Origin of the sequence: Paenibacillus taichungensis, assembly GCF_013359905.1 — a bacterium.
Classification (GTDB): Bacteria; Bacillota; Bacilli; order Paenibacillales; family Paenibacillaceae; genus Paenibacillus; species Paenibacillus taichungensis.
This window is the reverse complement of record NZ_JABMCC010000108.1, coordinates 104,391-116,916: the sequence shown is the minus strand read 5'-3', so window position 1 is coordinate 116,916 and position 12,526 is coordinate 104,391. Positions and strand designations below refer to the sequence as shown.

11 protein-coding genes are annotated in these 12,526 nt (G+C 47.2%); 6 read left to right on the top strand and 5 right to left on the bottom strand.

Annotated elements, in window-relative coordinates; translation table 11 throughout:
* The first annotated feature begins 156 nt into the window (after positions 1–156).
* Positions 157–2,745, top strand: coding sequence for a DUF2339 domain-containing protein (locus tag HP548_RS13215; protein WP_175381926.1), 2,589 nt, complete (start codon positions 157–159; stop codon positions 2,743–2,745).
* A 365-nt stretch (positions 2,746–3,110) separates the two neighbouring features.
* Here the strand turns inward: HP548_RS13215 and HP548_RS13210 are convergent, their stop codons facing one another.
* Entirely contained in the window at positions 3,111–3,266 is a 156-nt protein-coding gene (locus tag HP548_RS13210) for a hypothetical protein (protein ID WP_163755688.1), read from the bottom strand.
* A gap of 223 nt (positions 3,267–3,489) precedes the next feature.
* Between HP548_RS13210 and HP548_RS13205 the strand changes: the two genes are divergently transcribed.
* Both HP548_RS13205 and HP548_RS13200 read left to right on the top strand, forming a co-directional pair.
* Positions 3,490–4,161, top strand: coding sequence for an FHA domain-containing protein (locus tag HP548_RS13205; protein WP_175381925.1), 672 nt, complete (start codon positions 3,490–3,492; stop codon positions 4,159–4,161).
* Positions 4,162–4,317: 156 nt separating this feature from the next.
* The gene (locus HP548_RS13200) at positions 4,318–4,896 is read left to right on the top strand and encodes a class I SAM-dependent methyltransferase (RefSeq protein ID WP_175381924.1); all 579 of its coding nucleotides are present in this window, start codon (positions 4,318–4,320) and stop codon (positions 4,894–4,896) included.
* Positions 4,897–5,131: 235 nt separating this feature from the next.
* Here the strand turns inward: HP548_RS13200 and HP548_RS13195 are convergent, their stop codons facing one another.
* The 3 genes from HP548_RS13195 to HP548_RS13185 are packed head-to-tail and all read right to left on the bottom strand — an operon-like array spanning position 5,132 to position 8,977.
* Positions 5,132–7,459: a carbohydrate-binding domain-containing protein gene (locus tag HP548_RS13195; RefSeq protein WP_175381923.1), complete on the bottom strand. Its 2,328-nt coding sequence runs from the start codon at positions 7,457–7,459 to the stop codon at positions 5,132–5,134.
* Between the two features lie 26 nt (positions 7,460–7,485).
* Positions 7,486–8,166 (bottom strand): DUF4956 domain-containing protein, encoded by a 681-nt coding sequence (locus HP548_RS13190; protein WP_076287340.1) that lies wholly within the window; start codon positions 8,164–8,166, stop codon positions 7,486–7,488.
* Positions 8,159–8,977: a polyphosphate polymerase domain-containing protein gene (locus HP548_RS13185; RefSeq protein ID WP_076287341.1), complete on the bottom strand. Its 819-nt coding sequence runs from the start codon at positions 8,975–8,977 to the stop codon at positions 8,159–8,161. Before HP548_RS13185 ends, HP548_RS13190 begins: the two co-directional genes overlap by 8 nt.
* Before the next feature lie 251 nt (positions 8,978–9,228).
* Here HP548_RS13185 and HP548_RS13180 point away from each other — a divergent pair, with 251 nt between their 5' ends.
* The 3 genes from HP548_RS13180 to HP548_RS13170 are packed head-to-tail and all read left to right on the top strand — an operon-like array spanning position 9,229 to position 11,576.
* The gene (locus tag HP548_RS13180) at positions 9,229–9,906 is read left to right on the top strand and encodes a response regulator transcription factor (RefSeq protein ID WP_076287342.1); all 678 of its coding nucleotides are present in this window, start codon (positions 9,229–9,231) and stop codon (positions 9,904–9,906) included.
* Positions 9,906–11,207, top strand: a complete 1,302-nt coding sequence (locus tag HP548_RS13175; protein ID WP_175381922.1) for a sensor histidine kinase — start codon at positions 9,906–9,908, stop codon at positions 11,205–11,207. The genes HP548_RS13180 and HP548_RS13175 overlap by 1 nt, the downstream gene beginning before the upstream one ends.
* Positions 11,208–11,252: 45 nt before the next feature.
* Positions 11,253–11,576, top strand: coding sequence for a hypothetical protein (locus HP548_RS13170; protein ID WP_240342987.1), 324 nt, complete (start codon positions 11,253–11,255; stop codon positions 11,574–11,576).
* Positions 11,577–11,704: 128 nt separating this feature from the next.
* Here the strand turns inward: HP548_RS13170 and HP548_RS13165 are convergent, their stop codons facing one another.
* Positions 11,705–12,472, bottom strand: coding sequence for an SDR family NAD(P)-dependent oxidoreductase (locus HP548_RS13165; protein ID WP_175381921.1), 768 nt, complete (start codon positions 12,470–12,472; stop codon positions 11,705–11,707).
* Positions 12,473–12,526 lie beyond the last annotated feature (54 nt).

Sequence of the window (12,526 nt, the reverse complement as noted above, 5' to 3'; positions counted from 1 at the left end):
CGGGCTTTTTGTAATGTAAGCATTTTGCAAAAATCCCGTAACGACTTCCAATTCGCAGAGAACGGTTGAATGATTCTATTCCTTAAACCCCATTTTATGGCATACATATAGTAAAATATAGGGAACGACATCAACATCACCCAACGGAGGAAACTCATGAAAGAGTTCAAGGATCGGCTTCACCAGGTTCAGGAGCAGCAGAAGCAGCTGGTAAAGGAATATAATGCACTGCTTCAGGAGTATCAATCGGATGATCTGATCGTGCAGAACGAACAACTGCGAACGCAATATGAAGCGCACCAACTCAAGCTGCAACATCTTGAAGTACGCACACGGAAAATGGAAGAGGAGAATGCCCGTCTTCGCATGGCTCTGTCTGAACAGATGCTGGATGAGAAATTGAATCTCATTCGTGTATCCCAGGAGAAGATGGAGACCTATTTTCGGGGAAAGACGAGTGTACATAATGATCGGCTTGCGGCGCATGAGCACCGCGCCAAAGTGAATTTGAATACCATATTTAACAGGGCTTCAGAGGAACTTCAGGGTGACGCCAATGAGATGAAGGAGAGAATTGCTCATCTGGCTACTGAGGTGCAGGAACGAATTGAGCTGCACAGACAGGTCCTGTGGGAGAGAGAAGAGGCGCTACGCGGGCAGATGCAACAAGGATACGAACATATGGCGGAAGAAGGCTTAAGCGAAGAGACCATTCAGCGGCGTATTCGCCAGAACCGGATGGAGATGAAGATTGGCCTAAGCTGGATCAACAAGGTCGCCATCCTGCTCATTATTCTTGGCGTTGGTGCAGCCTTTCAGTACTCCTACAAGACCTGGTTCAGCGATGAGGTGAAAGGCGTAGCGTTCTTCCTGCTTGGTGCGCTTATGCTTGCCGGGGGAGAATGGCTGTTCCGGCGTAAAAGACAGACGTTCGCGATGGGGCTGCTGGGCGGCGGGATATCGGTTCTGTTTGGCTCCATTTTCTACAGCTATTTTCTATTGCATATCATCGGATTATATACGGGACTTGCCTTGTCGGTGTTAGTTTCGGCCATATCCGTGCTGCTATCGTTGAGGTATCAGTCCAGGACGATCTGCTCACTTGGTTTGGTTGGAGGTTATTTACCATTAATCTCCTACATGGCCTATTTCGGCCTTCAAGGTTCGGCTGTGTATGTTGCCATGATCTATCTTTTGCTCTTAAACGGAATTATTGTTTTGATTTCATTTGGTAAACGGTGGCCGATTGTGCATTATATCAGTTTTCTGTTCAACACACCGTCCATGCTCATCCTGTTATGGCTCTCACCAAGTGAGAAGATCGGCATGGTGTATTCCATTGTGACATTTGCATTATATCTCGGCATTACACTGGCGTATCCCTTCAAACATCGCGTGAAGTTAACCTGGTGGGACTTCGCACTGCTGGCCATGAATACGAGCATCAGCTGCCTGATGTTGTATGTATTGTTCGATGCCGCAGGGTGGAATGACGCACAAGGCTTGCTTGCTCTGATTTTCGCTCTGGTCTATTTCGGGCTCGCCCGTTTTATCCAGCAGAGGATGCCTCAGGAAAAGCAGACCCTTCTATTGTTCTACGTGACTTCCCTGACCTTTGCCATTCTGATTATACCGTTCCAGTTTGGTGCAAAGTGGCTGTCTATGGGCTGGCTAATCGAAGGGGTTCTACTGGTTATGTTCGGACATCTGAAGCGATTCAAATTGGTGGAGCGCGCCGGATGGGGAATCGTGCTTCTGTGCATGTTCACCTTTGTGTACTATGACGTGCTGGTGCTGTTCATCATGGGGGAGCAATCCTATTTCATGCTAAAATACTCCTGCATTACGCTGGGTGCGCTGCTTATTACGCTCTATTACGCCTTAGATCGCAACGGCTCCCTATCCGGGGAGAAGTATCAATATAGCCAGACAGAGCTTGGCTTTTTGAATGCATTCAAGTACGTCACACTCGCCAATCTGTGGTTATATGTGCTGTATGAATCGAATGAATTGTATATGAAAGCAGTCGATGACTCATTCCTGTTATACCTGTTCTACAAATGGCTGTTGTTCGCTGCGCTGACCATTGCCATGGCCTATGGATTGGGTAAAGTGAGGCTTTTGCGTGATCGGATCGTGCAGGGTTATATCGTCTTCCTGCATGCGGTGGGCTGTTGTATTGCACTGGCAGTAACGTTATCCATGCCGGCACTTCAGCCGGATGTTCAGCAGCACACAGCGGCTGAAGTCGTAGGTTTACTCGTATTAATCATCTTTAATGTGGGCGTGTTCTTTGCAGGAAGGGATCTGCTGATCACGGCAATCCGCGGGCAGTTCAAAAGCATTGAATGGTATCCGGTTATCGCAGGGGTCTATCTGCTGGGTGTCATCACCGTGTTCCTGACGATCCAATTCCAGTGGGGAGATGTAGGGCTGTTATTCAGCCTAATCTATCTACTGCTTGCGATCCTGTACATTGCCTATGGGTTCCGCAGAAAATATGTAATGATTCGGCGCCTCGGTCTGGGCCTGACGTTGTTTTCCACCGGGAAAATGGTGTTCTATGATGTGGGATTGCTTACATCGGGCAGCAAGATTATTGCCTATTTCAGCTTTGGCGTACTGCTGCTTGGCATTTCTTATCTGTATCAGAAGGTGTCGAGCCGGATGGAGGAAATTCAGGTTAGAGAGACCAAACAGTCTGATGAATCCGATCTGCCGGAGGATGAAAAAAACCAATTTTAGGATCGTTGATGCAACATGGGATTTGACCTGAGTATCATATTATGGCAACTGTTATGGATTGCCGGCCCTGTAGCACTCATAGTGTATGGGTGGAGGAAAATTGGTATCAGGAAAAAGCGGCGTTAAGTGCAGGGAATGCCGTTGCAACATCGCTTTTGACATAATTTCATTATCGGATGCACTGATCGGTATCCATATCATAAAATTATATTAAAATGAGGCTCTTGAGCGCTGGTTGGTAGCGTCCAGGGGCCTTATTCTGATGAATGGATTAAGATATGATCCTCATTCAAGATGGTATGACCCAGCATAAGATGACATTCGTGAAACGTTTTTTCTGTTGATCACGTTATAATAGAGTATACTTACCGCTGGGTATTCAGTTGCAACCATGATGTTTCGGTTGTGGTTATGCCTTTCAATGATTCTCCGCGATCATCGTTGATGCGAGAGAGCACTGTTAATGTAATAGACAGGGTGAAGGCGAGCAGCACATATATGAAAATGTTTTTTTTGTTCATGATGAGGGACCTCTCTTGTTGGTTGGGCTAAGGCATGCATACGACGGTTATGAGAAAAAAGGCACAACGTCTGGTATAGTAGAGAAAAGCATATAACGATGCCTGTATACACTATATAAATTATGATGGATGCAAACAATGGAACAAATCTGATGAATTTATCATTATTTATGAACGAAAGCGCTCATAGAGATAGAGTGATATTTGAAGGTGGGAGAATAACATGCGGGAGACGGCAAAAATCGTCATTCGTACGCCAGGGCAGGAAAGTGATGGTTCGTTCGCTTATGTCAGCCAGGGGCGTTCCATTACAGTGGGGCGTTATACGGGTGGAGATGAATTGGACCTGTCTGTCTACAATCAGTTGATATCGAAGCGACATTGCCGTATTCATTATGATGCGCAGCAGCAACTGTGGATTGAGGATCTGGATAGCAAAAATGGAACGGAATTGAACGGGCAACGCCTCGTTCCTTATGAGAAATATCCGTTTTCCGAAGGAGACAGCCTGACGCTGGTCAACGGCTTGATTCAGCTTCGCGTAGAAGGGGATCTCGAAGAAACGAGAGAATATCGGCTATCTGACCTGCTGGGCGAAGGCGTGCGGTTACAGGATCACCTGCAAACCGTGCAGATTGGAGAAGTGGAGATTCCACTGTCCAAGAAGGAGTACCAACTGTTCAAGCTATTGTACAGCCAGTTGGATCACTTTGTGACACGGGAGCAGATTGTCGGCCAAGTGTGGCCGGAGCGAAGCATGCTGGAGAGTGAGCCGGTGGGCATTGACGAGATTAACTCGCTCATCTACCGGACGAATCGCAAGCTGGGCGTACATTTTACAATCAAGTCGGTGTACAAAAAGGGTGTATACATGAAGTCCCATGTGCCGGACTGAATGCGTGAAATGAGCAGCGGGATGGAATGAGATTAACCCAAAATAGAATAACAAGCAGGAAGCTTCTGTCAGGTTTTTTTAGACCTGGGGAAGCTTCTTTTGTTATGATGAAGGTGCAAATGCCGCCTCTTAATTAAAATCCAAAGGGTTGAGGTTATGTTCATATTTCAATTTATACCATGGCTCATTGCTGTGGTGACACTTATATCGGTAGTATCCATCGTGCTGGTCAGTTGGAAAAATGGAATCTCACCGATGCCTACATCCAGCATCGTCAGGCAGACAGTCATTCAGGAGGTCAACCGCATTCCCGGTTACGGCGATGTTATTGAAGCAGGCTCCGGGTGGGGAACGCTCGGAATGGATGTGGTGAGGCATTGCCCAGGCAAACGGCTTACGGGGATCGAAAATTCAATCATTCCCTTATGGGCCTCCCAATTCATTGCTTTTCTAAGTGTCCGCTTACGGCGAGCGAAGGGAAAGCGTCATTCTCTGGAGGGGCGGCTGCGATTCATCCGTGGCAACATCTATACCAGTTCATATGAACACGCAGATTGCGTCATCTGTTATTTGTTCCCTGGAGCAATGAAACGTCTCGTCGACAAATTCAATCGGGAGCTTCCGCCGGGAGCAAAGGTGATTAGCGTTTGTTTTGCACTGCCAGGCAAGGTACCGCTACGGACGATTACATGCCGGGATACGCTGCGTACCAAGGTGTATGTATATACGTTTTGAGCGCTAACGAATGTACAGCATCTTAAAAGATGGATATCAAGGGATGCAGCATTTAATGAACATCAGCAATGTTATTCCTTCACAGACCTGGGCAATTGAGAGCGAATAGCGTGTACCAGCTTCTATAGAACAAAATAGCAAAAATAAGGGATGTCCCTCGTCATATTCATGACGTATGGGACATCCCTTATTTTTAATTGTTTAATCGTTAGCTTTTTATAGCCTGAATCTTAGCTTACTTGGCGGTATCTGTAGTGCCCGTTGTACCTGTAGTGTCTGTTGTTGTGCCCGATGTACCGGATTGCGTTCTGTTTCTACCGCCTCCGAATCCACCTTGGCCACGGCCTCCGCCTGGACCACCCATACCTGAATTGGCAGTTGTAACACCAGATTCATTTACCCAAGTTGCATTGCTTGTGGATTGGAAGGCAACCACTTTGGTTCCGCCACTATACGTTCCGTCTGTATAGAGCCCATCCACAGCTTTACCAGTCGATGATCCGCCGGAATAGATCACGTAAGAGCCATCTTTTTTCAGATCCGGGGAGCTGACTACCACCGTTTGATAATCTTTCGCTGGAGCAAAGGTCAGGATATTATTGCCTTCGCTGTCTTCCACGTGTACCAGTGTTCCTGCTTTTTGCGTTTCAGGGAACGTCATGGCAATAGTATTTTGAGTCGATGATTCAGATGTTGCCTGAGCCATACCGGAGCTGCCAGCTGAGACCAGATATCCACCGCTAATCTCGAAGTTACCGTCATAATCCAGTGCTCCGTTGCCGCTGTCTGTAGGACCGTTCACAATGACCGTACCGTCTGTCATATAGATGGAGCCATTCGAATCCAGTCCGTCGCCGCCTGCATTGACAGTGAGGGAACCGCCGTTGATATGAAGCTCACTGTTGCTGGCGGATTCACCCGGCATACCACCTGGAGCACCGCCTTGTGGGCGAGTATTGCTATTCGCGTCTGTACTTTGATTGGCCTGATCCGTAGTTGATGTTGTGCCAGTCGTCTCTGTAACAGAAGTGTTGGAGACTGCAGTTGTATCGGTATCGGCTGCTTGAGTGCTGTCATCTGCAGTGGTGGTTGCATTTGCATCAGTTGCAGTTATTTCACCAGAAGCATTCACGCCATCATCTGATGCAGTCACATCTACATTCCCATCGTTCATAGTGATAATTGCACCTTCAAGTCCTTCATAGCTCTTGGCAATAGTGATCGTTCCGCCGTTAATGGTAAGCGCCTGATCTGCATGAATACCGTCATCACCGGATTCAATGCTGAACTTGCCGTCATTGACGGTCACATTGTTGTTGCTGTGCAGGGAATCATCCATGGAATCGATCGTATACGTACCGCCATTAACGGTAAGATCTGCTCCTGCTTTAAGTGCTTTGGCACTCGTTGTTTCTTCTTCTGCAGCTGTTGTGCTTGTGTCTGCATCTGCATTGGAATCAGCAGGTGCTGTTGCATTTGTAGAGCTGGATGGTGCTGCGCCTGCTGCGTTCGTTCCATTATTGTTCGGCATATCAGCAGGTGGTTCCCCATCCGGTGGTGTGCCCATATCGGTTGGAGGTGTACCGCCACCCCATCCGCCGCCACCGCCGCCAAATGGTCCTTCTTCTACTTTTTCTGGTGCATTGGCACTGCCGCCTCCGGTTACGATGTCAAATGTGCCGCCATCCGTAACCAATGCGGTTTCCGCTTGAATGCCGTCGCTGCCGCTCTGGATGTTGAATGTGCCTCCTGCAATGGCAACGAAGCCTTTGGTCGTATCCGTATCGTTTGTGGATTTGATGCCGTCACCTTCTGAATTAATGGTAATGGTACCGGCTTGAATCGCCACCATATCTTTACCTTTGATGCCGTCATCGGCGGATTTGACGTTAATTGTGCCGCTGACGATTTTCAGGTCATCCTTGCTCGTAATACCTTCATTATAGTTACCCGTAACTGTCAGCTTGCCTGTACCATTGAACGTCAGGTCTGCCTTGCTGAAGATGGCTGCATCCGGCTCATCTGTTGTTGCGTCGGCGTATACGTAAGTCTTGCCATCCGAGACGGCATTCTCGGTTCCTTCCTCCAACGTAATAATGGCTTTGCCCGCTTTCTGGATATAGATAGCTGCACTGTCGTTATCATTGATGGTTGCCCCGTTTAATACGAGATGTACGGTGCCCTTATCAGCAACATTGACCACAATCTGTCCATCGGTAAGCTTGCCACTAAGTACATAGGTACCTGCTGCGGAGATGGTTACCGATCCGTTTGCTGCTTTTGCACCCGATCCTGTGATGGAAGCGGTCGTACCGTTCAGCTTAATCGTTGTGGAATCTGTTGCACTCCAGCTAACGTTGGTATCGTCTGCATCCATCGTGACCAGATCGGCATATTTCACTGAGGTTTGTTCACTGACGGATACGGTTTTGGTTGTCCCTGTCGTTGACACTGCGGCGTTTGCAGTGCTGCTGGTTGCCGCCGGGGCGCTGCAAGCCGTAACCATTGCAGTAATCATCGCGACGGACCACAGTTTGCTGCCAGTTATGATTTTCTTTTTCATAGTATATCGTTCCCTTCGGATTCAATTTAGTATTCTGGTGTTGGACTCATCGTTAACGAGATATCCAGATTTCCGTTTCGTGTACGAATCGCGTCCAAGAATTCCTTTTGGCTTACACTTTCGTGAATGGTAACACTGTAGACAAGCTCGTACAGACTGCCGAGTTCGGTCGTTCTGATTTTTTTGAGATCAAAAGGTACGTTAAATTTATGGAACACTTCGTTCAGTGCTTCTTCGTAGCTCAAGTTTTCCGGAATGGTTACTTTCAGCGTTTTTTGCTGGGCTTTCTTCCCTCCGAAGTTGAAGCGACTCAGGACAAACATCAGTACACACAGGATAATGGTGAACATTACAGCATAACCGAATGCGCCTACACCGCAGGCAAGACCGGAAGCCATGGTGAATAGAACATAAGCAATGTCTTTCGGGTCACCAGGCGCACTTCTGAATCGGATGATGGAGAAGGCACCCGCGAGGCTGAATGCACGGGCAATGTTGCTGCCGATCAGAAGAATGATGATGGCTACGATGACTGGCAAGACAACCATAGTTAGTGTAAAGCTTTGGGAATAAGTGCTTTGATTTGTCTTCATGTACGTCAGGCTGATGATGACCCCCATGATGATGGCAAGTCCGATCGTTAGAATCGCATTACTAAAAGTTAGGGTGGTATCTGTTAAAGCTGAGCTGAAAATGGAATCAAGCATATACTACACGCTCTCTTTCTGTGATTGTTTTTTCTTGTTCTATGGATGGGTTGAAATCGGTACCCGGCAGCAATTCTCGTTCCGTCTGGTAGTTCAGGTTGGTTGTTCTGGCCAGATGTCTGTACTCATTGCCGTATTTCGAGAATCCGGTGCGATATAGGCCGTGTTCGGATAACAGTTGAGAGAGCCACATCGGAACGGTTTTCTCGGCTTTGACTTCCATCAGCCAGCGTCCATCTTTCACCAGTGGTTCACCGTAATCCCCTTGCTCCAGCTTCAGATCGTATCTGCGACTGCGGATGTTGGTATCAAAGGTGATGCGGAGATCGCGGCTGTTCTTGTCGAACAACGCTTTGCGTTCATACGCCAGATATACTTTTGGTTCCAGATCGTACAGCCGGAGGAAATACTTGATCTCTTCGACAACCTGTTTGTTCATATAATCGGCGAGATCAGGCGCTTTGCCTGTCCGTACGAATTCGTAGGCTTCATCCAGCTTCAGGGCAGTTCGGCGTTTGTTCACCAGGCCAAATACTTTCTTTTTGATCTCCAGATATACCTTCGCATTCTCTTCAGGAATTCCGTATGCCCGCAGTCTCAGCTTCTCCTTGTATTTGGGTTTGGAGAGACTGGCGCGGATCAGGGAATCCTGCGGAGTATCAAAGTACAGGTTGCTAATGGAGTAAAACTCGTGTTTCTTGTTATAGGCGTCCAGCTCCATATACTTCAGCAAGTCGGTGTAGAAGTTCTCGTACTGCTCATCGGTGAGGAGATACTTGCTCTCATATCGGTTGAATACTTCAATTGCCATGGGGGTTCAGTCCTTTCATCCATGTTTTGTATGTTTTGTTGCATCGTGTATTGCTTCCATGTCTGTATCTTAGAGCCCCAACCTTGAATGAATCTTAAATGATTTTACATTCCGTTGATCTTTTTTTACCTTCCTTTAATAGTTCGCGAAAAAAGTGGAATTAAGATTGATTCAAGGTTCGGTTGTTACAATCGTTGGTATAATAGATTGACATATATCGAAACCAATTCATGCAGAGGAATGAAGAACCGATGAGAATACTTATTGCGGAAGATGAGGTTCATTTGGCAGAAGCCGTATCGCAAATATTGAAAAAACACAATTACTCTGTAGACATGGTGCATGACGGGAGATCGGGTCTGGATTATGCGCTGAGTGGAATCTATGATCTGTTGCTGCTGGACATCATGATGCCGGAAATGGACGGGATTACCGTGCTGAAGAAACTGCGCAGCGAAGGCAATCATACGCCTGTCATTCTGCTCACAGCCAAAGGAGAAATTTCAGACAAAGTGACCGGGCTGGATTATGGAGCCGATGATTATATAGCAAAGCCCTTTGCCACGGAGGAATTGCTCGCACGGATTCGGGCAGCCCTGAGAAGGAAGGGAGAAGTCGTTCCAGAGGATGGACTGAAGTTCGGTGACGTCGAATTGAACACCACGCAGCTGAAGCTAAGTGTTCAAGGTAAGGAGATCAAGCTGAATCTGAAGGAAAATGAACTGCTGGAACTGTTAATCACTCGCAAACAGGCCATCACTTCCAAAGAGCAGATTATTGAGAAGTTGTGGGGTTTCGATTCGGAAGTGGAGTATAACAATGTGGAGGTGTACATCTCGTTTTTACGCAAAAAATTAACCTTCCTGAACTCCGCGGTCCGCATCAATACGATTCGGGGTGTGGGGTACGTACTTGAGGTGACGTCCTGATGTTCAAGAAACTCAGAAATCGATTTCTGATCGTGAACCTGGTATCCATCTCAATTATGATGCTGGTTGCCTTTGCTACGATCTACATCATTACGTACCAGAATGTACAGAGGGAAACCAACATGGAGCTGTTCAAAGTGTCGGATTTCTATCATGGTCCGTACAACTCCAGCAAGATGCCGCGTGGTGATGACAGGGATTCAGTGACAGGATCACAACCATCGGATTCCATTGCGAATGGAGCACTGGGAAGTGATCCGAACTCACCGCCAGGTCGTTCTGTATCGTTCATGGTCAAGACAGACAGTGAATGGAAAATCACGGATGCACACTCCAGGTTTGATATGGATGACACCTTCTATACTGAAGCTTTGCAAAAGGTGGACAAGGTTAACGATTTGGATCGGAAGACCGGACAATTTACGCTGAATGGAACGGACTGGGCTTATGTGATCGATCCGAGCAGCACAGGGCACATGATTGTGTTCATCGATGTGACGGCCCAACAGGGCATCCTAACGAATCTGATTTATACTTTTGCCATCGTAGGTCTGATCATGCTGATCGTCATCTTCTTCCTGAGCCGTTATTTCGCCAATCGTTCCATTACCCCGGTCAAGGAAGCCTTTGAAAAGCAAAAGCAGTTCATAGCCGATGCTTCACATGAGTTAAAAACGCCGCTGGCGATCATTAATACCAACACGGATGTGCTTCTCGCGAACCGGGAGGATACGATTGAGAATCAGGCCAAGTGGCTGCATTACATCAAGTCGGAGACGGAACGTATGTCGGGACTGACGAATGATCTGTTATATCTGACTCAAATTGACGATTCGCGATCCTCGATGATTCATGCCAAATTCAATATGAGCGATGCGGTGGAGACGATCATTTTGACGATGGAGGCTGTGATTTTCGAGAAAAATATATCCTTGGACTACAGCATTGAACCGCAGCTCATGGTCCATGGCAACAGCGAACAGATTAAGCAAGTCATTCTGATTTTGCTCGATAATGCTGTGAAATACTCCAGAGCCAAGGGCTCGGTCAACGTATCGTTGAAGAAACAAAATAATGATGTTGTGCTGGCCGTTTCCAACACGGGAGAGGGCATTGCGGCTGAACATCTGGACCGGATCTTTGATCGTTTTTATCGCACGGATGCCTCCAGAGCTCGGAAACATGGTGGACATGGATTGGGTCTTGCGATTGCAAGGTCGATCGTGGAGCAGCACAAAGGTGAGATTTACGCCCGCAGTGTGGTAGGGGAAGGTGCAACATTTTACGTTCGTTTATCCTAGGGGTAAGGAATAAGGCATGACTGTTGTGGGTTAACCTATGCTACAATGACAACAGAACGTATGAATCAAGGAGCTGACTTTAACGTGACTGAGGCAAATTCAATTAATGAACAGGAAATGAAGGCATATATTGCAGAGAAGACAAAGGCAAGCGAAGCGAATATCGCTCTTGTCCTGAAGCACGAGCAGGCATACATTAACAAAGCACATGAAAATGCCAAAGGCGACGTGGATATCGACGGTGATGATCTGGCCGACTACATTCTGAGCCGCAAAGATGTGAAGCTGGACGAGCTGACCGTTGAAGGCATTCTGGATGCTGAAATGGACTACTTGATGGAAAAAGGTCTCGCAGGCTACGTGGATTAAATTTAAATCAATCTATTAAGAAAAATGACCTCAGCTTCCACGTTATTGTGGAATTTTGAGGTCATTTTGGATTGTGCTTTGGGAATTACCTTTTAAACAGCCAGCCCGTTGGGCTAGGCCCATTTTCCTTATTGACCCATCATACCGCCATCGACAGTATAGAGGGAAGCGGTGACATAAGAAGCTTCTTCGGACAACAGGAAGTTCATGATGGCTGCGACTTCTTCCGGTTCACCATAGCGGCCCATCGGAATTGCGGATACGGTAGCGGATTGATAATCTTCCACATTACCGGAGTTTGCTTCGATTTGACGCATCATACGGGTATTAATGGTGCCTGGCAATACCGCGTTAACCCGAATACCATGAGGCGCGAGTTCATTCGCTGCTGTGCGGGTGAGGCCAATCACGGCATGTTTGGACATAATATATGGAGATACGGCTGGAGCACCCATCAGACCTGCGAGGGAAGAGGTATTCAGAATCGCACCAGATTTTTGTTTTTTCATGACAGGAATGATGTTCTGCAAACCAAGGAATACACCGCGCACATTGACGTTATATACGAGGTCGAGCGCTTCAACGCTCAGATCCTCGATCAGTCCGGTTGGACCTTCAATGCCGGCATTGTTGGCAAAATAATCGATACGACCAAACGTATCAAGTGCTTGCTGCACATAGTTTTTCACGTCGGCTTCTTGAGATACGTTTGCTTTCACTGCAATGGCGTGCTCTTTGTCGAGTTTCAGATCCGCGATGGTTTGCTGGATGGCTTCTTCGTTCAGGTCGACCAGCACCAGATTAATTTTACGTTCAGCAAGGCGGCGTGCCAATTCTTTACCGATGCCTCCGGCTGCTCCTGTAATAACTGCTGTTTGGGTATATGATGTACTCATCATGTATTCGCTCCTTATAAAATGAAATCAGGTGAACTGTGAGTGAACGTTCAA